This window comes from Sorangium sp. So ce362, assembly GCF_051519845.1.
Taxonomy (GTDB): domain Bacteria; phylum Myxococcota_A; class Polyangia; order Polyangiales; family Polyangiaceae; genus Sorangium.
In genome coordinates, this window is sequence record NZ_CP150332.1 from 283,771 (window position 1) to 305,643 (window position 21,873).

The 21,873-nt window shown below is 70.3% G+C and carries 14 protein-coding genes; 7 read left to right on the plus strand and 7 right to left on the minus strand.

The window, feature by feature from the left end:
* Positions 1 to 15 precede the first annotated feature (15 nt).
* Both WMF17_RS01150 and WMF17_RS01155 read right to left on the minus strand, forming a co-directional pair.
* The gene (locus WMF17_RS01150) at positions 16 to 1,590 is read right to left on the minus strand and encodes a serine/threonine protein kinase (RefSeq protein WP_437647547.1); all 1,575 of its coding nucleotides are present in this window, start codon (positions 1,588 to 1,590) and stop codon (positions 16 to 18) included.
* Entirely contained in the window at positions 1,584 to 2,540 is a 957-nt protein-coding gene (locus WMF17_RS01155) for a hypothetical protein (RefSeq protein ID WP_437647549.1), read from the minus strand. The genes WMF17_RS01150 and WMF17_RS01155 overlap by 7 nt, the downstream gene beginning before the upstream one ends.
* Before the next feature lie 780 nt (positions 2,541 to 3,320).
* On the opposite strand from WMF17_RS01155, the gene WMF17_RS01160 reads away from it, so the two are divergent.
* The 4 genes from WMF17_RS01160 (at position 3,321) to WMF17_RS01175 (ending at position 12,513) form a co-directional block, all read left to right on the plus strand.
* On the plus strand, positions 3,321 to 8,066 hold the full coding sequence (locus WMF17_RS01160; RefSeq protein WP_437647550.1) for a wHTH domain-containing protein: 4,746 nt from the start codon (positions 3,321 to 3,323) through the stop codon (positions 8,064 to 8,066).
* A gap of 911 nt (positions 8,067 to 8,977) precedes the next feature.
* Entirely contained in the window at positions 8,978 to 10,312 is a 1,335-nt protein-coding gene (locus tag WMF17_RS01165) for a S41 family peptidase (RefSeq protein WP_437647552.1), read from the plus strand.
* A 243-nt stretch (positions 10,313 to 10,555) separates the two neighbouring features.
* Complete coding sequence (locus WMF17_RS01170) at positions 10,556 to 11,194, plus strand: peroxiredoxin (protein WP_437647554.1); 639 nt, start codon at positions 10,556 to 10,558, stop codon at positions 11,192 to 11,194.
* Between the two features lie 29 nt (positions 11,195 to 11,223).
* Positions 11,224 to 12,513: a hypothetical protein gene (locus WMF17_RS01175; RefSeq protein ID WP_437647556.1), complete on the plus strand. Its 1,290-nt coding sequence runs from the start codon at positions 11,224 to 11,226 to the stop codon at positions 12,511 to 12,513.
* Between the two features lie 163 nt (positions 12,514 to 12,676).
* Here WMF17_RS01175 and WMF17_RS01180 read toward each other — a convergent pair whose 3' ends face one another.
* The 4 genes from WMF17_RS01180 to WMF17_RS01195 all read right to left on the minus strand — a co-directional run bounded on the left by WMF17_RS01180 (position 12,677) and on the right by WMF17_RS01195 (position 17,825).
* Positions 12,677 to 13,861, minus strand: a complete 1,185-nt coding sequence (locus tag WMF17_RS01180) for an XdhC family protein (RefSeq protein WP_437647558.1) — start codon at positions 13,859 to 13,861, stop codon at positions 12,677 to 12,679.
* A gap of 86 nt (positions 13,862 to 13,947) precedes the next feature.
* Positions 13,948 to 16,140 (minus strand): xanthine dehydrogenase family protein molybdopterin-binding subunit, encoded by a 2,193-nt coding sequence (locus tag WMF17_RS01185; protein WP_437647559.1) that lies wholly within the window; start codon positions 16,138 to 16,140, stop codon positions 13,948 to 13,950.
* On the minus strand, positions 16,137 to 17,141 hold the full coding sequence (locus WMF17_RS01190; RefSeq protein ID WP_437647561.1) for an FAD binding domain-containing protein: 1,005 nt from the start codon (positions 17,139 to 17,141) through the stop codon (positions 16,137 to 16,139). The genes WMF17_RS01185 and WMF17_RS01190 overlap by 4 nt, the downstream gene beginning before the upstream one ends.
* Positions 17,142 to 17,144: 3 nt before the next feature.
* On the minus strand, positions 17,145 to 17,825 hold the full coding sequence (locus WMF17_RS01195) for a (2Fe-2S)-binding protein (protein WP_437647563.1): 681 nt from the start codon (positions 17,823 to 17,825) through the stop codon (positions 17,145 to 17,147).
* Positions 17,826 to 17,942: 117 nt separating this feature from the next.
* Here WMF17_RS01195 and WMF17_RS01200 point away from each other — a divergent pair, with 117 nt between their 5' ends.
* Genes WMF17_RS01200 through WMF17_RS01210 form a run of 3 tightly spaced genes read left to right on the plus strand, consistent with a single transcriptional unit; the run spans position 17,943 to position 20,540 of the window.
* Positions 17,943 to 18,914: a LysR family transcriptional regulator gene (locus WMF17_RS01200; protein ID WP_437647565.1), complete on the plus strand. Its 972-nt coding sequence runs from the start codon at positions 17,943 to 17,945 to the stop codon at positions 18,912 to 18,914.
* A 28-nt stretch (positions 18,915 to 18,942) separates the two neighbouring features.
* Positions 18,943 to 19,644, plus strand: coding sequence for an IclR family transcriptional regulator (locus WMF17_RS01205; protein WP_437600126.1), 702 nt, complete (start codon positions 18,943 to 18,945; stop codon positions 19,642 to 19,644).
* A 5-nt stretch (positions 19,645 to 19,649) separates the two neighbouring features.
* Positions 19,650 to 20,540, plus strand: a complete 891-nt coding sequence (locus tag WMF17_RS01210) for an aminotransferase class IV (protein ID WP_437647567.1) — start codon at positions 19,650 to 19,652, stop codon at positions 20,538 to 20,540.
* 112 nt (positions 20,541 to 20,652) lie between these two features.
* Here WMF17_RS01210 and WMF17_RS01215 read toward each other — a convergent pair whose 3' ends face one another.
* Positions 20,653 to 21,564, minus strand: coding sequence for a LysR family transcriptional regulator (locus WMF17_RS01215; RefSeq protein WP_437647569.1), 912 nt, complete (start codon positions 21,562 to 21,564; stop codon positions 20,653 to 20,655).
* Positions 21,565 to 21,873 lie beyond the last annotated feature (309 nt).

The window sequence follows — 21,873 nt, forward strand, 5'->3', positions numbered from 1 at the left end:
GAACCCCTCTGCTGCTCAGTAAAAGACCTTCTGACAAGGGAGCAGACCGTCACAGAGATCGGGCTCCTGCGCCGGCGTCTTCATGGTCTGTCGTGTGGGAGCGGCGGGCCGATTCGTGCGCGGCCGCGCCGCGACGGGCGGCGGGGCGGCCCCTGGGAGCGGCTCAGGGCATCGATCGAGCGATCGAGCTGAGGGCGGCGGGGTGGCTCGACCCGCCGCGGCGTGGACCACTGGCCCCAGGCGCGGCACGGCGTGACGCGGTGGCTCCCGCCGCAGGACCGTGGCCGCGCTGCCCAGCACGAACGCCAGCGCGAGCACCGCGCCGAACCAGCGCGGCGGGGAGCGTCGCCCTGGGGTGCGGCTTGAACGCTGCGGGGTCGAGGGCACCGGCGGTACCGGCAGCACCGGAGAGCGCTGCGGGGTCGAGGGCACCGGCGGGACCGGCAGCATCGGCTCGAGGTCCGGTAGCTCGGGCGCTGGAGGGGACGGCAGCGCGACCGGAGGCGCGTGGGTGATGCTGTCGCGGGCGTCCTGCGGCGGGATCGCGCTCTTGAGGGTGGAGGGCGTCTCGGAAGGGTGCCGCGTGGCGACCGGGGACGCGTCGGTGACGTCGTCCGCCGCGTCCCGCGGCGGCACGCTCTTGACCGTGTCGGGCACGTCGGAAGGGCGGGGCGCGGGGAACTCGCCAGCTCGCCCTCCCTCTTCACCCGAGGCGAACGCGTCCGTTTCGTCCTCCACGAGGATGGCCGCCGCCTCGTCCGACTTGTGCCGAGCGCCGGACGGCTCGGCGAAGATGTCCGCGTGGTGAGGGGCCGGCGGTGCGCCAAGCTCTTCCCACGCGCGGGCAAAGGGAGTCAGGACAGAGAGCATCTTGTCGATGCTCGGCTGCCGTCGCTTGGGGTTCTCCTCAAGGGCCCTCTGGATCATCACCTGAAGCATCGGAGGGATCCCGCTGGGAAAGCTCGGGGGTCGGGTCCACGGCGAGAGGGCGCGTTTGCACAGGAGCTCGTACATGATCGTGCCGAAACCGTATACGTCGGCGCGAGGTCCCAGCTGACCACCCGAGAAGAGCTCGGGCGGTGCGTACCCATACGGATCCTGACGAGCGTCCTCCGGGCCGAGCTGAAAGAGACGGGCAAACCCGAAGTGGGTGATCGCGTATCGGCCATCGCCCCCGACGAAGACCCGGTCCGGACTGAGGGCGCCGTGGATGAAGGAGAGCTCATGAGCGCGCACGAGACAACGGCCGACGTCGATCAGCACCTCGAGATCCGCCGGCCCGAGGTCGTTTCCGCGCGTGGCGTCGATGAGCGGGATCGCGTCGTCGAGCACGGGCGACGCTGCCCAAGCCACGGCGCCGTTCACCCCTCCGTAGAGCACGGGGACGACCTCCGGGACCTCGCCTGCGAGGCGCTGCAGGCGCGCGATCTCCTCGGCGAACAGGCCCGCATCGAGGCGCGCGCCCTCGTGGACGTGCAACCAGACCAGAGCCCCCGTGTCACCGACCTGCCGCGCGAGGAAGTGACGGAGCAAGCCGCGCTCCTCGTTGAGTAGCTCGTGGCCTTCCCAGACGTCGCCGGCGGCTACCATACGAGCTGGACCTCCGCGCCGGCGCCTCTCGTGCGGATCTCGGCCTTCCGCGGCCAGACGACGTACACGACCGTCGCGGCACCGAGCGCTGCCCCTGCGACGAGCGCAGCCGAGCCGCAGCCATGGAACAGGCCCGCTCGTGTGTTCGCCGCGTGCGCTTCGTCGTAGGTCTTGCGGAACTGCGCGCTGCTCGGGAGCATCGAGCCGTCCGAAAGGCGCGACACCTTGGCGGCCGATTCGCTCTCCGCGGCGTCGCCGGCCAGGTGAAGGCCGACGCCGGCGCCGAGCAGGGCCGCCGAGGCGGCCGCGCCGGTGCCGAGGGTCCACGGGTTGCGCGCCCGCGCTGGAGCGCTGGCGGCCTTCGGGGCCTCGAAGGCGAGGGCGACGCGCCGCGACTGCCCCGCCGTCACCTTGACGAGCGCACGGGCTACCTGCCCCTGCTTGCCCGTCGCCGTGACCTCGTGCTGTCCAGGGGCGACGAAGACGGGGCCGCCCGCGCTCACCTCGCGACCGTCCACCAGGAGCCGCGCCGTGCCCGGCGGGGCGCTCACGTGGAGCTCGGCCACGCGTTGCCGAACGGCCGCGAGGTCGGCGCGTCGGACCTCGTAGCGGCGGCGCTCGACGTCGTTGGTCGGCGCGGGCATCTGCGCGACGCACGTGGAGAGCTCGGCCGCGGCCTCCTCGATCCGGCCGAGGCGCAGGTCGAACACGCCGAGCTGACACACGGCCATCGTCGAGGGCTCGAGCTCGTTGATCCGCGCCCAGAGCTCGCGGGCGCGAGCGAGGTCGAGCCGCTTGGCGGCCTTCTCCGCCTCCTCGATGAGCTCCTGGACCTCGGGGGACCGGGGAGGAGGGTCCGCGGCCGCGGCCTGTACGGGGAACGCGGAGGCAAGGACGAGGGCCAGGGCCGCCGCTTGCCGCGGATGGATCAGCAGAATAGAGGCACGCACGGTTCAGCTCGGGGCAAACGAGGGGGACCACAGCGCCGCGCTGGCGCATCCAGCGCGGCGCTGCTTTTCATACCACCGCGACGACGCGGTCGAGCGTGCAGAAGTGCCGCGTGTTTCGTGGAGAGCATTGTGATTGCGCGACGAAATTTCTCGTTTGCGGCCTAGAAAAGCGCCGCGACCGGTGTCGACTCTCGCGGCGGTCCATGACCGCGCGAGGAGCGAGGCGCGCTGCACGGGACGCGCGCGTCCACGCCGTCCACCCGCGTCGTCTGGTAGGCTCGGAGCATGCGTCCCGCCCGCCGCCCCCGCTCCGCCTCGCGACGAAGGAGGAAGCGATGGCGACGAGGGCGGAGTGGGCCGAGCGTGTGGAGTGATGTCTGAGCCGCTCGCTAGACGACGGAGCACCCCGGGCGGCGTGAGGAGCTGGAGGCCGCGGGTGACCCCTGCGATTGGGCTCGCACAGGTACGTGCGACCAGCGAACGCACCGAGGAGGACGGGGCTAGATCGCCCGCTGTCCGACCTCGTCCAGGATGGCGCTGAGCTCGGTCTGGAGACGATGCACGGAGGGCATGGTAAGCGGAGCACAGCGCTACCCAATGTGCGCCAGCTCGCCGAGCTTGCATCGTTAGCGCACCCAACATACGACCTCTGCTCGCCCGTTGCCTCCGTGTCCGGCCGGCTCGCCCCGCCCGGCGGGAGGTTGTTGACAGATCGGAAACCCCACCGAACAGGGGCGAAGAGCCCCCTGCTCGGACAGGCACAATCCGGCAAGAACGCCTATGACTACGCTGCGCTGGCTTCACATCACGGACCTGCACACCGGAATGAAGGATCAAGGCCTGTGGCCGAGCGCAGCGCAATCCCTGCTCGAAGATCTGGAGCAGGTCACCCGCCGCGTGGGTCCTGTGGACATCGTGCTGTTCACCGGCGATCTCGCGTTCAGCGGCAAGCACAACGAGTACCGGCACGTGGACAGGGCGCTCGCCCAGATCTGGGAGGTCCTCCAGCGCGTCCATCCGTTCGCGCCAGAGCCGAAGCTCCTCGCGGTGCCCGGCAACCATGACCTGGACCGACCTGGAAAGACCGACGCGACGGCGTACGGCCTGCTGACGGATCCACGCCAGCGGGACGACCTCTGGCGCGGCGGTCGCGACAAGCTCAGGCCCCTCCGCGGCTGGTTCAAGGGCTACGAGAAATGGTGGAAGGACTGCAAGCGGCGGCCGACGACGGGCCTGGCGGAGGGCCTACTGCCCGGGGAGTTCTCCTACACGCTCGAAAAGGACGACGCGCGCTTCGGCTTCGCCGGGATGAACTCCGCGTTCCTCGACACATCCGACGAAGTCAAGGAGGGCCAGCTCTGGGTGGACGTGCGGCAGATCCAGCCGGCGTGCGGCAGCGATCTGCCCGCATGGCGCAAGCGCCACCACCTCACGTTTCTCCTGACGCACCATCCGCCCTCGTGGCTCAGCAAGGAGAGCCGCGACGCATACGCGGCGAGCATTGCCCCGTTCTTCACGGCGCACCTGTGCGGCCACCTGCACGAGTCCTTCGCGGAGATGCGCAGGGTGGGCGGCGGCGATGCGCGGCGAATGTGGCAGGCGACATCCCTCTTCGGCATCGAGAAGCTGCCCCCTGACGGCAAGCTCGACCGCAAGCACGGGTACACCCTCGGCGAGATCGACCTGCGCGACGGCCAGGCGCACTCCCGTCTCTGGCCTCGCCTGGCCGTTCGGCTGCAGGACAGGAGCTGGCGCGTCACGGTGGACTACACGTACCGGCTCGCGGACGACCTGTGCCCCACGCGGCCGGAGGAACTCCCCGTACAGCAACCGCTCCCGGTCCCCCCGCCGTCCACGGCGGCCCCGGCCATCGCGTCTCCGGCCGAGCCCGCCACCTGGCGCCAGGCCATCGAGCGCGCGGCTCTCTGGCCAGCGTCGGGAGGCGAGACGGCGGAGCGGCTCCGGCTGCTGGCCGTCGAGCTCGCGGACACGTGCTGGGCCTGGTGGCAGCGGGGCGAGGCCGCTGTTCCGGGAGATCCGTGGCGGGATGATCGCTATCCGGTCCGCGTCGTCCAGCGCCTCGAGCAACTCGTGCGCACGGACGCGGTGCGCCCGGAGGAGGTCGTTCTGGTCCTCGTAGCGCCGTTTCTCCGCGAGGCCGCGTTCGCCGCCGGAGCCGCCTGGATGGCGCCTGCTCGGCCCGACGATCTCGCGGTCGAGGGCGAGGCGCGCACAGCGGATGCGGCGCATGCGGCCCTCGAGCAGCTCCGCCATAGTCGCCCGGACCTCGTGCGTCACGCGACCAGGCTCGCAGGCGACGATCGGCGGTCCGTCTGCCTGTGGATGATGATCCGTGCCCTGCAGGCCAGCAGCGATCTCTGGCGCCGCACGCCGGGTGGACCCGCCTACCCGCTGCTGGAGCAGATCGTGCGCATCGTCGACGACCATGGCGCGGCGCGGTGGCTGCGCATCGAGATGCTGCTCCGGCTGGCGCGCTGCGTCGGCGTCAACCCGGATGCACTGGATGGCGAGGAAGGCATCGAGCGGGAGGGGGAGGTGACCCTTGACGGGATCCATCTCCGCATCCCGGCGCTGGGCTACCTCCTTTGCGCGGCGGGCTGGCAGGCGCTGGACGTGCGGACGGCGGATGAGGTCGTGGTCGATCACGTCGGCCGGGACGGCTTCAAGGCAACGGAGATCCGGGAGGCGCTTCGCGCCGCACGCTGGACTGCGCGTGACGAGCGTCACCTGCTCGAACGGGCGTGCACGTCGCCCGTGGTGGACTTCGCGCTCAAGGATCTGGTCCGCCGAGCCGACGAGGCGCTCGAGCGGATCCGGCGCAAGCACGACCGGGATCAGCAAGCCTTCGCGCTGCTCCAGGATCTGCCGAGCCGCCTCTCCGGGGAGGGCATCCAGCCGGCCACGAACGCGCATGGGCGGGCGCTCTACCGGCTGCCGCACGTGCGCTTTCGTCTGGATCATAACCGCATCCGCGAGCTCCTAATGGGAGAGGCGCTCTACGGCGATCCGACCCTGGCCATCCGCGAGCTGTACCAGAACGCGCTGGACGCGTGCCGCTACCGCAAGGCACGTGCGGAGTACCTGAAGCGCATCGGCAAGCCCGCCGGCAGTGCGCCGTACGAAGGGAGGATCACCTTTCGACAGTCCACGGATGCAGCGGGCCGGCGTTACATCGAGTGCGAGGACAACGGCGTGGGGATGACGGAGGAGGTGGTGGAGCGCGTGTTCGCCGTGGCGGGACAGCGCTTCCACGACACGCCGGACTTCATCGAGGAGCAGGCAGCATGGCAGCAGCTCCCCGAGCCTGTCGAACTGCACCGGAACAGCCAGTTCGGCATCGGCGTACTGAGCTACTTCATGCTGGCGGACGAGCTGGTGATCTATACCCGTCGCTACCATCCGGACGGGCGCTGGTCCAGCCCGCTCGTGGTCCGGATCGCCAGCGCGAGCGGCCTCTTCCGGCTGGAGCACGGCCGGGAGGAGGACATGCCCGAGCCCGGAACGCGGGTGCGGCTCTATCTGACGTCCACAACCTACAGCAAAAGATCGGAGCTTGGGATGTCACAGTACAAACAGGAGCTCTCGTGCGGCGAGGTGCTCGGCGAGTTGCTGTGGGTCGCTGAGGTGGACACCAGGGTCGAGGAGAAAGACAGGGCCTCGCTCCGCTGGCCGATTGGCGTGCCCGCGAGGAATGTGCGGGAGATTCCGCGCGCACGATGCTTGCCGACGACGGATCCCGACATTTGGTGGCTGGCGCCCGAGCATGCGGGACGCAACTTCAATATTGGAGTCAGGGTGCTCGTCGATGGCCTTAGTACGAGTAGTTCACCGGCTTCATGCATGCTGGTCAACCTGCGCGGGCAGCGACCTCCCAAGCTGACTGCAGACCGTCGGACGGTTCATAGCTGGGACCATGCCCGCGCGATCGAGGTTGCGGAGAAAGACTGGCACGTTCTTCCCGAATGGGAGGGGCTAACGTTTGGCTTTCTCTGGGCGCTTGAGTCGATTAGTCTAAACGTCGCAAGGGCTGTCTGCACAGCTCTTTTGCGTCAGGGGCGGTACCTGCGCCTTGACGGCCCAAATCAAAGCGGTGCCGAGATTCAGAAGACTGGTAGTTGCGCAGAAGATGATGACATTGTTCACTTTATGCGCTTTGAGTCTCCGAATCCTAGCAACGTCAATCTTCTGGAGGCATGGCGCGTGGCGTGCTGGGCAAAAGCTGGCGCCGTGTCGATTCCATTGAGTTGGCCCGCTCACATGCTGCAGCTTGCGGACCTTCCAATTCCAGCGCCCGAGCCGGGCGACCAACTGTTCCTGGGGAATCAGCTGTGGGGGCGGACTGGCATGTTCGAGCGCGGAGGTGGTCTTGTCCGCCACCTTCTGTCCATTGCGCGCATTGCTGCAATGCAGCGCATGTCTGTTGCGGAAGTGCTCGCGCGTGCTCGCGGATACGCGCCTCTCGGAATTGTTGTGGAGCCCTCGAACGTGGATCCCTCCTTGTTCGAGAGCCTTAGCCTCGACGACAATGACTGGAAGCTGCTGTCGCGTGAGCTTGATGGCCAGCCGCCGTGGGTGCGAGGTAAAGTCCCTCCGGGCCAGCTGCTCAAAGCTGTGAAGGTGTTGGAGATGTTGCCTGAGGAGATTGTACAGCGTCTGCGGCGTCTGGCACCCCTCGGCGTACATGTTGAGATCAGCCCCGAGTCGCTTCGGGACATGAATCCGACAGACGAGGATCTCCGCCTCTTGTCACGCAACGACGATGCTTCGTACCCCTGGCTGCGCGGCGAGGTGGGGCTTGATAGGGTCCTCACCACGGCGGAGAGCATGCGGTTGCCTGCCGCGGAAGCCGCGCGTCGGCTCACTCGGTTCGAAGTGCTGGGGATCAAGCTCGCGTTCGCGCCGTCTGCGCTGGAGGGGATCGATGTGTCCGAGGAGCAACGGGTCATTCTTTCGTGGAACCTGAACGCGGGAACTCCCTACATCAGCCACGTGTCGACGGTTCGGGTGCTGCTGGCGGCGCACAAGCTTGGGGTTCAACCGAGCGACGTCCTGCGGCATCTGCAGGGGCTCCCCGGATTGTCCCTGGACGTGCCGGAGGGGGCTGCGTTGGATGACATTACACTGACCGATGACGACTTGCGGCTGGTTTCATGGAACCTGAGCGGTGAGCAGCCTTGGAACACTGTCCCCGTAGGCCTGAGTCATATCCTAACGGCCGCCCGCAGGCTCGACCAGCCCATCGCGAAGATCGCCGCTTCCGCGCATCGCATTGGCCTCCTGTCCGAGTCCACGCGGGTGGCCGTGGAGCGCATGGACGGGCGTGAGCTCGATGAAACTGATGAGAGGCTCCTGGACTACGCGAGTGCTGCCTCGGCGGCGGGAGGGCAAGACGAGATCACTCGCAAGAAAGTCGTAGCCCGTTTCTGGCTTTGGTGGCTGCCCTCCGAGGAGTTCGAGGCGCGTTGGGAGCGGCTCCTCCCGCTCCTCCAGCAGGAATGGGAGTAGCGCAGGGGAGCCAGGACGCTGGCGGGCCTTCCGGCGGGAGGAGCGGAGGAGCCCGCAGGCTGTAGAGTGAAGGCGGCCCCTTCGATTCGTGGGTAAGTTGTTGACATTGCGTCGCGCTTTCAGGGGGGTGGAGCGCACAAGGAACCTCCTGTCACCTGAAAGGCCAGGAAGGCCAGGGCTACCGCAAGTGACGCCAGCGCTTGAGCACGTGCGCGAGGTGCTTGCGGCCGAGCGCGAAGCTGCGAGAAGGCGGTCTCGGCCAGTAGCTTCATGATCCTGGCGACTTAGGTGACCTGCTCGCCCTCGTCGACAAGGAGGAGGGAGGCGCTCCGGGCCCTGATCAGCCGGAGCTGGTCCAGAACTCGCGCGCCTCGACGGGCCCGTGTGGGCGACGGCGCCTGCTGCTCGCCATGCGGGTCCGCGAAGGCCCCCCCCGGCGGCGGTCGGCGTACTACCGGCGCGAACTGGCCCGGTCCTCCGACGGTAACGGCAGACTGATCAGTCGGCCGATCGCCTCGTGGACGACCCGGGCTGCCTCCGCATCACCGAGGGCGACGGCACGGCTCAGGGTGGCGGCGAGCGACGCGACCACGGCGGACCGAGGGGAGGGGTCGGCTGACGCCGGCTCTCCAAGCGCAGGCATCGCCGGTTGGGCCCGGGCTGGGCCCACGCCTTCCGAGGGGGTGCGATCGGTGGTCTGCTGCCCCCAGAACTGTGGCAAAAGCTCCGGATCGCGACGGTTCGCAACCGCAAATTCGTCGCCCAAGCTCGTCCCTGGTTCCACGTCCACGGTAGGCGCCCGGAAATCCCTCCGCCGCACCAGGGACGAACCTCCGCAATCCGGTGCGGCCCGCGCCCCCGCCTCCGATCGGCGTTGCCCGCCCTTTCCCTTCCGTGATGTGCTGAGCGGCATGGTCGCTTCGAAGCTTGTCGCGGTCCTCTCCACATGCACCCTCGCGCTGGCGGCCTCCTTGACCGGAGGCTGCACCGCGTCAGATGACCCGTCGGAGCCCAAGGCGGAGGACTGCTCGACGGAGGGGCAGAACCGGTTCCTGTTCGATCTGATGAAGGACGCCTATCTCTGGTACGACCGCGTGCCGGACGTGGACCACCGGGCTTACCCCTCGCCCGAGGCGCTGCTCGAGGATCTCGTCGACACGTCGCGAGACCGCTGGAGCTACATCACGACCCAGAGCGATTACGAGGCCTATTTCAAGGAGGGGCAGACCCTCGGGCTCGGCCTCCGCTGGAGCTACGACCCGGAGGGCAGCCTCCGGCTCGCGCTCGTCCATCCGGCCTCGCCCGCGGGGGCGGCGGGCCTGCGGCGGGGCGACAGGGTGCTGGCCATCAACAAGATCGATGTCGAGCAGGTGGCGAGCGACGATCTCTGGGCAGAGGTGGCGGGCCCCGACGAGGAGGGCGTCGATGTCTCGCTGACGATCGAGCGCGCGGGCGCGGAGGTCTTCACGGTCGCTGTCCGGAAGGCGGTGTATCCCATGACCACGGTGCTGAACCCGCGGATCCTGCAGGCGGGATCCGCGACGGTCGGTTACCTCATGCTCACCACCTTCATCGAGCCCACCACGAAGGAGCTCGACGGCGCCTTCGCGATGTTCAGGGACAGCGAGATCGACGAGCTCGTCCTCGATCTGCGCTACAACGGCGGCGGGCGCCTCGCCGTCGAGAGGCACCTCGCGAGCCTGATCCACCGGCCCGCGGAGAGCGGCGCGCTGCTCGACGTCATGGCGCATAACGACCGGCACGCCGACTGGGACAAGCGGGCTTCGTTCGAGGACCTCGACCAGCCGGCGCTCCCCCTGTCCCGGCTGGTCGTCATCACCACCGGCGCGACGGCCTCGGCGAGCGAGACGCTGATCAACAGCCTGCGCGCCTACATGGACGTCCAGATCGTCGGCTCGACGACGCACGGCAAGCCCGTCGGCATGCACGGGTGGTCCTACTGCGACAAGAGCCTGCACCCGATCTCGTTCCGGGTGCTCAACGCGAAGGACGAGGGGGATTTCTACGAAGGCTTCGCCCCCGACTGCGCCGCCGTCGAGACGCTCGACGCCGAGCTGGGCGACACGGGCGAGGCGTGCCTCGCCGAGGCCCTGCACCTGCTGGAGCACGGCGCGTGCTCGACCCCGGCGGAGCCGGGCGAGGCGGGCGAGGCGGGCGAGCGACGCGCCGCTCCGCCGCGCGAGATCCCCTGGCACGGCCTCCGCCGCGAGGTCGGCGCGCTCTGAGGCCCTCTCGTCTCCACGGGATTTCCCGCTCACGGGGATTTCCCGCGCGCGGAACCAGGGCCCGGCGGCCGCCCGGGCCGGCGCCGCCCGGCGGCCGCCTGGGCCGGCGCCGCCCGCCAGGCCGGCCAGCCGCCGGCGAGGCGCCAGCGCGAAAGACCGCAGCGACCGGCTTGACACGCTGAGCGGCTTGGCGGAGATTCATCCGCCATAGCGGACGTAGCGCCGCGGCCAGGAGGGACTGTCATGAGCCTGCAACTCGGAAGCATCGCGCCTGATTTCGAGCAAGAGTCCACGCACGGGAAGATCCGGTTCCACGAGTGGGCCGGGAGCTCGTGGGTGATCCTGTTCTCGCACCCGAAGGATTTCACCCCGGTCTGCACGACCGAGCTCGGCGTGGTCGCGCACCTCAAGGCGGACTTCGACAAGCGCGGCGTCAAGCCCATCGCCCTCAGCGTCGACGACGTCGACTCGCACAAGCGCTGGTCTGTCGATATCGAGGAGACGCAGCGCACGAAGCTGAACTATCCGATCCTCGCCGACGTGGACCGGAAGGTGTCGAGCCTTTACGGGATGATCCACCCGCAGGCGAGCGACACGCTCACGGTCCGCTCGGTGTTCCTCATCGATCCGAACAAGAAGATCCGCGCGACGTTCACGTACCCGGCGAGCACCGGGCGCAACTTCGATGAGATCCTGCGCCTCATCGACTCGCTCCAGCTCACCGACAGCCACTCCGTGGCGACGCCCGCGAACTGGAAGGACGGCGATGAGGTGGTGATCGTCCCCTCGCTCCAGGACCCCGAGGTCCTCAAGCAGAAGTTCCCCAAGGGCTACAACGCCGTCCGCCCGTACCTGCGCCTCACGCCGCAGCCGAACCGCTGAGGCGGCGCGGCGGGGGCGCTCGGGCCTGTATGCCCTCCGTGACGCGGCTGCTCGCCGTGCTCGCCCTGCCGCTCGCGGCGTGCTCGTGCTCGCGCGCGCCGGCGCGCGAGACGCTCGCGGCGACCGGCGACGCCCCGAAGCCGGCGGCGCCGGCCGCCGGACGCGGGTGGAGGCTCGTGCACCACGAGACCTTCGATGCGCCGTTCCAGGAGCCGGCGGCGTGGACCGAGGACACGTACGGTGACGCGAGCCCCTACCACGTCGATGCCTTCGACGAAGATGGCGAGTTCTTCTCCGCGCGCGGCGGCGAGGCGTTCCGGGAAGGGCTGCGGAGGTTCCGCTCGTTCCGGAAGTCCTTCACGTACGGCGAGGGGGGCTGGCTCACGGTCGAGCTGTACGGCCGCGACAGCGATCGCGACGGCGTCCCCGAGACGGGCGGCCGCTTCGAGGCGATCGGCGGCAAGGCGAGGCTCGTCTCCACCCGCCATGTCGACGGCGCGATCCTCCGCTCGACCGCGCCCCTGCCGGCGCGGTACCGCGTCGAGGTGACGGTCTCCAGCATCGACTTCGGCGGCCTGCGCGAGGGGAGCTGGACGCACCGGGGCAAGATCAACGGCTACGACGGCGATGAGGTGGCCGACCCGTGGCGGTTCACCGATCGGAGCACGAAGCCGCTGTCCGCCACCTTTGGTAACGGTGTTTACTTCCTCTGCATCACCGACCACGCGCGGCCGGCGCCTCACAACAACGTCTTCATCCATCATCACCGGAAGGTCGTGATGGACACCGACAACAACTTCGGCGACGACGGCCCCTGGTCGGAGGTCTGGAACCCCGTGACCGGCCGGGCCGAGACGGACGGCTCGCGTTACGTGAGCATGATCTGGCTCCGCGGCGACGCGTTCGGGAGCCCCTGGACGGGCAATGGGTTCACGTCGTACACGGCCGGCGGGTGGAAGGACGGCCCCGTCTTCGTGGACAAGTACCTCGACCGGGAGACCTACGTGTTCACCGTCGAGCGCGACGGCGAGGGCTATGCGATGTCCGCGGCGGGCAGGTTCCACCACGGCGGCAGCACGACGTACGCGGCGCGGCGGGGCTTTCGCGAGCCGCCGGTGACGTGGCACTACAACCAGCGTCCCGACGAGCTCGAGGGCCCGGGCTTCAACGAGACGGTCGACTTCGGCAAGACCTTCGAGACCTGGCCGGCGGGGTCGGCCTACCCGGATCACTTCTTCTTCGGCGACCCGCACATCAACTATTACGAGGGCACCGCCGAGTTCGACGACGTCAAGCTGTACCTGCCAGACGAGGGATAGGCCCCATGCGATGGGTGGACCGAGGTCTCGGGCCTCGCGGCTTCGCCTTCTGCCCCGGTCCACCCTGATCCAGGGGAGCCGCGCGAACGCGCTCGGCGCTTTGGTGAGCGCGGCTGGCCCTGGCTCGCCAACTCCGGCGCGGCCGTGTGGCAGGACATGCAGTCTACCCCTCAGGCACCAGCGCCGGCGCCGCCGCGGCTCCTCTGCGGGAATATCCCTGGAGGGGCGCCGCGGGCAGGTGGATCGATCCCCCGGCGCGGTCACGGAGGCTGCGGCCCTCGCGACGAGACAGGCACGCTTGTGCCTCCGCGAGGATGGCCAGGGCGATCTCCTCCGGCGTCTCGCCCCCGAGGTCGAGGCCGATGGGGCTGTGCAGACCGCCTGCGCACGCGAACGTGGGCGCGCCGCTCTCGGCCAGCAGGCGCTCGGTGCGGCGCCGCGGTCCCAGCAGGCCAAGATAGGCGACAGGAACCGTGGAGAGCGCTCGCAGGAGCGCCCGGTCCTGCGTCACGCTGTGCGTCATGACCACGCAGGCTGTTTCGGGCGGGATAACGAGGTTGGCGAGCGGGGACGCGCGGTCTGTGACCACGACCTCGTCGGCGACGGGGAAGCGATCCCGGCGGGCGTAATGGGCCCGAGCGTCCGCCACGGTCACGTGCCACCCGAGCTCCTTGGCGAGACGCACGAGCGGAACCGCGTCGTGGCCGCCGCCGAACACGACGAGAGAGCGCGGCGGGCGCACCACCTCGAGGAAGACGTCGACCCGCACGCGCGCGCCCCCGAACGCCACCTGTTCGGAGGCTCCTCGCCGCAGGCAGTCCGCGGCGCGCGCGGCGATGCTTCGCGCCAGCGCGGCGTCCGGCAAAAGGCCGCCGAGGTGGCCGTCCGCATCGAGGGTCACGCGGTCCCCGACGCGCGCCCGCGAGGGGTCGAGCGCGCCGATCACGGTGGCGAGCACCCCCGCGCGCCGGCGCGTCACGCACGAGGCAAGGAAATGGATCGGCTCGACCGGCTCCTCCTCGTGGCGCAACCGCTCGAGCAGCACGTGAATCACCCCCTCGCAGCCCAGGTCATAGGGGCGTTCACCCTCCTCCTCCTCGCGCGTGCTGTATCGGACGAGGGCGGGGCTCCCATTGCCGGTCAACCACCACGCCTTGCGCGCCACCTCGCCTTCCAGGCAGCCGCCGCTCACCGAGCCGACGCGGCGCCCGTCCTCGACGAGCAGCATGCGCGCCCCCGGGCGTCGATAGGCCGAGCCCTCCACGCGCACCACCGTCGCCAGCACCGCATCCTTGCCGTCGCGAACGGCCTCCGACCACAGCGAGATGATGGCTTGTGCTTCGTTCATCGGGGGTCTCTCCCTTGGATTCGAATCGACCTTCGGACCTCGCGCGTGACGCCGCGCGCCCTCGACGCCGAGCGAGCGCCGCGGGGTTACAGCACGTCCTCGACACGGACCGGCAAATGGCGGAGGCGGCGCCCGGTCGCGTGATGGATGGCGTTGACGATCGCGGGCGCCACGCCGACCATCACCACCTCGCCGAGACCCTTGACGCCCATGCTGTTGATGAGCGGGTCCGGCGCGTCGATGAACTCCGCCTCGATCGTCCCGATGTCGGCGTTGACGGGTATCACGTACTCCGCGAAATCGGCGTTCACGAACCCGCCGTACCGGGGGTCCACCTCGCTCACCTCGCGCAGCGCCGCGCCGATCCCCCAGACCACGCCGCCGAGGACCTGGCTGCGCGCCGTGCGGGGGCTGATGACCCGGCCACAGTCGACGACGCTCACCACGCGTGGCACGCGGATCCGCCGGGTGCGGGGCTCGATCCGCACCTCGACGAACTGGGCGCAAAAGCTCATGGAGACAAAGTCGGGATAGGCCGGGCCGGCGGCGGCGGGGAGCCCCTGGGCGACACGGTCGAAGATCGCGTCGGGCTGGCCGGGCGCATGGTGGCGCGCCTCGACATCGACGTGCGACCTGCCGGCGTCACGCAGGATCTGCAGGAAGGTGCGGTTGGCCGGTCCGTTGCCTGCCAGTCGCCCGAGCTCCCGCAGCATGTTCAAGGCTGCCTTGTGCACCGCGGGCAGGGCCGTGGCGGCCCCCCACGAGCCCGCGGTGAGGTGCTGGGGCACGCTGCCCGTGTTCCCGACGAGGATGTTCACCGCCTCGGCCGGAACACCGAGATCCACCGCGACCGTGGAGGCGATCGCCGTGCGGATCCCCTGACCCATCTCGTGCCCGCCGACGCTCACGAAGATCTCGCCCGCATCGGTCACGCGCAGCATCGCGATGGCCGGCGCGGTCGCCGCCTTGTATGCCCCGAGCGCGACACCCCACCCGACGAGCGTGCCATCGGCCAGGCGCATCGAGCCCGGCGCCTGCGTTCTCCTCTCCCAGCCAAACCGCTCGGCGCCCCGCTCCAGGCACGCCACGACGTGCCGGGACGAAAACGGCCGGCCGGTCAGCGGGTCTGTCGCTGCGTCGTTGGCGATGCGGAACGCGACCGGGTCGCGCCCGAGCGCATACGCCAGCTCGTCGACAGCGACTTCGAACGCGCACGCGGCGATGTGCTCGAAGGGGGCGCGCGCGAAGCCCGGCGTCTGGATGTCGTTGCGGACAAGGCGCTCGCGGCCGCGGAAATTCGCGATGCCGTACAGGCGCGCGGTCAGATCCGCGTAGGAGAGCGGGAAGAGGTCATGGCGCGAGGTCTGGTGGTCAATCTCGTGCACGGCGGCCACCATGCGCCCCGACGCATCGGCCCCCAGCCGCACCGTATGGCGGCTGGCGGGGCGGAAGCTCGCATTGTTGAAGATCTGCGCCCTGGGGACCACCAGCTTGACCGGACGGCCGAGCTCGCGAGCGGCCAGCGCGACAAGCGCCGTGTGTGCCTGCAACGAGTTTCTCTGACCGAAGCCGCCGCCGGCCGTGGGCGAGAGCACCCTGATCCTGTCCGGAGCCAGCCCGAACACCCTGGCCAGGCCGTGCCTGAGCGCCTCGGCGTTCTGCGTCGATTCGCGGATCGTGAGCTCCCCCCGCGACCACTCCGCCACGGTGGCCAGGAGCTCCATCGGGTTCTGGTGCTGGGGAGGGCCTTGAAACGTCGCGTCCACGCGCGTCGCGGCCGTCGACAGGGCGCCGTCCGCGTCGCCGACGACCCGATCCGCGAAGGCGGGCTTCGGCAACGGGGAGTCCGCTTGCGCGAGGATCTCCGCGCCCGGCGCGTCGAGCGTCACGCTGATGGCGTCCTGCGCATAGGTGGCGCGGACGAGCGCCGCGGCCTCTCTGGCCGCCTCGAGCGTATCGGCCACCACCAGCGCGATCGGCTGGCCGCGATAGGCGATCGCCGTGCCGAGCAGGGGCTGCAGGCTCTGAAAACCGTAGCCGCCGCCGAGCAGAAACCCGGCCGACTGCAGGCCCGCCGTGTCGAGGTGCGTCAGGACCAGCCGCACGCCGGGGACGCGGCGGGCCGCGTCCGTATCGAGGCTCAGGATGCGACCGCGGCCGATCGTCGCCACCGCCAGCATCGCGTGGGCGAGCCCGGGGAGGGCGTGATCGGCGGTATACTGGGTCGCGCCGCACACCTTCTCGCGCGCGTCGACCCTGGGGATATCCGGATGGCTCATGGCTGTTCTGCCCTCTGTCGTGCGATCATCAAGGCGTCCGTGATCGTCCGCGCCCCCAGCTCGACCTTGAAGGCGTTGTGGACGCCCGGGCTCGCGGCCGCGAACGCGGCCTGGCCAGCGCTCTGCGCGACGTCCTCGGTGAGCGGCTGACCGAGCAATACGCTCTCGGCCTCCGGCGACCGCCAGGGCCGGGTCGCGACGCCGCCCAGGGCGACCCGCGCTTCAGCGACCACGCCGGCGCTGAGCCGGACGGCGACAGCCGCCGACGTGAGCGCGAACGCGTAGGATTCGCGGTCGCGTATCTTGTGATAGGTCGACGCGCGGCCCGCCTCGGACCTCGGCACGCGAATGCGTACGATCAGCTCGTCAGGGGCCAGCGTCGTCTCGACCTCCGGCGTGGAGCCCGGCTCCCGATGCAGCTCCGCCAGGGGAATGGAGCGCTCGCCGCGCGGGCTCAGCGTGTCCACCACCGCGTCGAACGCCACGAGCGCGACGGCCCAGTCCCCTGGATACACCGCGGCGCAGGCGTCGCTCGCGCCCAGGAGCGCATTGCCGCGATCCATGCCATCTCGCGCCGCGCATCCGCTGCCGGGGTCCCGCTTGTTACAGGCAAACGGCTCTCCACCGCGGAAATAGGCGCAGCGGGTCCGCTGCAGCAGGTTTCCGCCCACCCTCGCCATGTTGCGCAGCTGCTGCGAGGCGGCCTTCCACATCGCCTCCGACAGCGCGGGGTAGTCCTCCTTCAGCCGGCGATCGGCGGCCACATCGCTCATCCGGGCCAGCGCCCCGAAGACGAGCTCGCGCGGGCCGGAGGTATCGAAGCCCGCGAGCGCGTCGAGGCGGGTGATATCGATCACCCTGAGAGGCCCCTCGACGCCCAGCTTCATGAGATCGTAGAGCGTGGTCCCTCCCGCCAGGAACCGGGCTCCGGGGCCGCCGTCGGCCATGGCCTCGATCGCCTGCGCCGGCGTCGACGGCCGTAGGTACGTGAAGCTTCGCATGGCTCAGGTCCCTCCGATCTCGGGCGCGGCTTGCTGGATCGCAGCGAGGATGCCGGCATAAGCGCCGCATCGACACAGGTTGCCGCTCATGTACTCCCGGATCTGCTCCGCGGACCCGGCGTTGCCCTCGCGGACACAGGCCACCGCCGCCATGATCTGGCCGGGCGTGCAATATCCGCACTGGAGCGCGTCCTGATCGATGAAGGCCTGCTGCATTGGATGCAGCGGCCCGCCCTCCGGCGATAGCCCCTCGATCGTCGTGATCTCCCGGCCGTCGGCCTGCACGGCGGGGGTGAGGCAGGACGCGACACGACGGCCGTCGAGGTGCACGGTGCACGCTCCGCACTGACCGTGGTCGCAGCCCTTCTTGGCGCCGGTCAACTGTAGCTGCTCGCGGAGCACATCCAGCAGAGACGAGCGCAGGTCGATGTCGAGCTCGGCCCTCGTGCCGTTGACGAGGAGCCGGACGGACGTGTCCGCGCTCGTCGCCGGAGCGTTGCTTCCCGCGCAAGCGCTCCCGAGCGTCGACAGCCCGCTGGCCACTGCGATCGAGCCCGTGGTGAACTGACGTCGGGTGAGGAGGTGGGGCGCCAAGAGCCCGCCGCCGGTGTCCGTCTCGCCAGCGGTCTCCTGCTTCGATTGTGCTCCACGAAGGGGCGATGGTCGACTCGTCTTGTCCTGCATGGTGATCTCCTCGCGACAGGCGCCCAGATACCCCAGCCCGGGCTGAACGCGACTCGTCCTGTCGTGACCATGCGCCCGCGCACCCCACCAGGCCAGCGAATAGGATATATGAGTCATATGAACCCCAGTTATGGGAGAGACCTCGACCTCAACCTCCTGCGCGTGTTCGCGGTGGTCGCGGACACGGGCAGCGTCACCGCGGCGGCGGGCCGGCTCTACCTGACCCAGCCGGCGGTCAGCGCGGCGCTGCGCAGGCTGGCCGCCGCCGTCGGGGCTCCGCTGTTCGTGCGGCGCGGGCGCGGCCTCGCGCTCACCGGCCGGGGCGAGCGGCTGCGCGCGACGCTGGTGCCCCACCTCCAGGCGATCGTCGACGCCGCGCTCAGCGAGCCGCAATGGAACCCGGCGACCAGCGAGCGCACATTGCGACTCGGCCTGTCCGATACAGCCGAGTTCTGGCTGCTGCCCGCGCTGCTCCGCGCCCTCGCGCCCGAGGCCCCGCGAATGCGCGTGATCGCCGTGCCGGTGCAGTTCCGCACGATCGCAGCGGCGCTCGCGGGCGGCCTCGACGCCGCGGTCACCGTCGCCGATGACCTGCCCGCGACCGTGCGCCGCCAGGCGCTGTACTGCGGCGGCTTCGTGTGCCTGTTCGACCCGCGCCACACGCGCCTGCGCCGCACGCTGACCACGGAGGACTACTTCGCGCTCGATCACGTGATCGTCAGCTACAACGGCGATCTGCGCGGCATCGTCGAGGACGTGGTGCAGCGCTCGCGCAAGGTCCGCTGCTCGGTCTCGACGTTCGCGAACCTCGGCGCGCTGCTGGACGGCAACGCCCTTGTCGCCACCGTCCCCGTCATCGTCGCCGCGCACATCCGCGAGACCCGGCGGCACCTCGCCACGCGCCCGCTGCCGTTCACGATCGAGGGCACGCCGACGGAGCTCGTGTGGCCGTCGAGCACCGACGACGACGACGCGTGCCGGTTCGTGCGCGGCAAGATCGTCGAGGTCGCGCGGTCCGCGTCGCCGAAGCCGCGCGTCGCCACGGCGCGACACAAGCGCGCCCTGGACCGCAGCCCTGGATCGGAGTAAACCACTTATCGGAATTACATTCCGAATAATGGAACGATCTGGGACGGTCGACAAGGCGGTGCGCGCCCTCGAGGCGCTGCGCGAGGGGGGCGGCAGCGCCTCGCTGGCGGAGCTCGCGGCGCGCCTCCGCATGCCCAAGGCGACGCTGCACCGGCTGCTCGCGTCGCTCGCCGCGCACGCGCTTGTCGAGCAGGACGGGGAGGGGCGCTACCGGCTCGGCGTCGGCCTCATCCGCCTCGGGCTCGGCGCCCAGGGGCTCGACCCCGTCGCGCGCGTCGCGAAGCCCGAGCTCGAGCGGGCGGCGCGCGCCTTCGGCGAGACGTTCTTCCTCGTCGCCGCGCGGGCGGGGCGGCTCGTCGTGCTCGACAAGGCCGAGGGCACGGGGCTCCTGCGCGCGGCGCCGACGGTCGGGGCCGAGGTCCCCGTCGACGTCACCGCGAGCGGCCGGCTGTACCTCGCGCACGCGCCGGAGCTCGTGGGCGCCCCCTGCGCGGGCCCCGCCGCGCAGCGCGCCGCCAGGCGCGGCTACGACGTCAACGAGGGCGAGTGGATCGACGGGCTCACCGTCATCGCGGCGCCGGTGCTCGCGCGCGGCGGCCTGCACGGCTGCATCGCCTGCGCCGCCGCCGCCCAGAGCCTGCGCGGCGATCGTCACGACGCCGCGGTGCGCCACACGCGCGACGCCGCCGAGCGCGTCGCGCGCGCTCTCCAGGGAGAAAGCAGGAGGTGAACGGCATGAAGACATGGATCGATGGGCGAATCGTCGACGCGAAGGACGCGACCGTGAACGTGACCGATCACGGGCTGCTCTACGGCGACGGCCTCTTCGAGGGCATGCGCGTCGCCGCGGGGCGGCTCTTCCGGATCGAGCGCCACCTCGCGCGGCTCGCGGCCGGCGCGAAGGCGCTCGGCCTCGCGCTGCCGCGCCCGCTCGATGGGCTCCGCGCGATCGTCGAGGAGACCGCGCGCGCCCACGCCGAGCGCGAGGCCTACGTCCGCCTCGTGGTGACGCGCGGCGTGGGCCCGCTCGGCGTCGACCCGACCACCTGCGCGCGGCCGGGGCTGTTCTGCATCGTGGGGTCCATCCGCCTCTTCGACGACGAGCAGCGGCGGCGCGGCCTCGAGCTCATCACGTCGAGCCACCGCCGGCCGGACGCGGACGCGCTCGACATGCGGATCAAGAGCCTGAACTACCTGGGCTCCGCCCTCGCGAAGCTCGAGGCCAGGCAGCGCGGCGCCGACGACGCGCTGCTCCTGAACGCGCGCGGCCACGTGGCCGAGGCCAGCGTGGCCAACGTGTTCGCGCTCCGCGGCGACGTGCTCGCGACGCCGCCCGCCACCGACGGCTGCCTCGAGGGCATCAACCGCGCGGCCGTGATGGAGCTCGCGCGCGGCCTCGGGCTCACCGTCGTGGAGCGCTCGCTCGGGCGGCTCGACTTTTTCGCCGCCGACGAGGCGTTCCTGACGGGCACCGGCGCCGGCGTGATCGCGATGCGCAGCCTCGACGGGCGCGCGATCGGCCGCGGCGAGCGCGGCCCGGTCACCGCCCGCCTGACCGCGCTCCACCGGCAGCTCGCCGAGACCGAGGGCGTCGAGCTCATCGCCGCGCCCGGCGGCCAGACCTGAACGGGCAGGCCGAGGGAAGGGGAAAATAACTCAACCGATTCAGAGCTCCGCCCGTCGTCTCGTCGACCTCTCTCCCGGGAGACCCGACCGCGGCGGGCCGCCGGAGGGCACGTCAGCTGTCACGGGCAATCTCGGCGAAGATCCCTCTCAGCCAGATGTGCGCCGGGTCCTTCGCCTGCCGCTCGTGCCACACCTGATCCAGCGAGAAGCCGCCGAGCTCCACGGGCGGCTTCATGATGCGCAGCGCCTCCATCTCGGCGAACACGCGCGCGATGCGCGCCGGCACGGTCAGCACGAGATCCGTCTGGGCAACGATGTGCGCCGCCACGAGGAAGTGGGGGAGCTGCAGCGCCACACGGCGCGAGAGCCCCCGCTCCGCGAGGACCTCGTCCACCCGGCCCCCGCCGTCGCCGCGCGGGCTGATGAGCGCGTGAGGTAAGCTCGTGTAGCTCTTGAGGGTGAGCTTGCTGCCCACCACGGGATGATTCTTCCGCACCACGCACATGTAGTGCTCCTCGATGAGCCTTTGCCGGTAGAAACCGGCGGGCACGGTGGGGAGCAGGCCGATCGCCAGGTCGACCTTGCCGGTCTCCATGGAGCTCCACATCTCGCTGTCGTAGGGGCGCGCGATCAGGTCGACGAAGGGCGCGTCGGAGAAGAGCTTTTGCACGAGCCGGGGCAGCAGGATGAGCTCCACGTAATCGACCGTGGCGACCGCGAACGAGCGGCGCGCCGTGGCGGGGTCGAAGCGGGGGCTGTGCGCGACCGTCGCCTCGATCTGGGCGAGGGCCTCGCGGATGGGGCCGATGAGCTCCTGCGCGCGCGGCGTCGGGATCATCCCCCTCGGCGTGCGCACCAGGACGGGATCGTCGATCAACGCGCGGAGGCGCCCGAGGGCGTGGCTCATGGCCGACTGGCTCAGCCCGACGCGCGCCGCGGCGCGCGTGACGCTCCCCTCCGCCAGGAGGGCGTCGAAGACGACGAGCAGGTTCAGGTCGATCGAGGCAAGATGCACGGGATGCATGGGGCCCATGCTACGAATGAGCTGGAGGCGCGCCATGGGCCGACCTACAAGTTCGCTGTTGAGGCGGCACGGTCACTGACCCCGCCAAAAGAGGTGGGGGGATGCCGCCGGCCTTCGTGCCCATGTCCCGCTTCGATCCCCCGAGCACGCCCGCGGAGCCCGGCTCACGGCTCCTCCTCGCGCCCGCTCCGCCCGCCGTGACTTCGACACGCGGCGATGTCGCAGGCCGAGCAGCCGGGGAATGTCGTCTCGTGATCCTGCTTGTAAAGATTCGTTAAGAAGTCAGAATCGTGCTGCGACCGTCCGTGA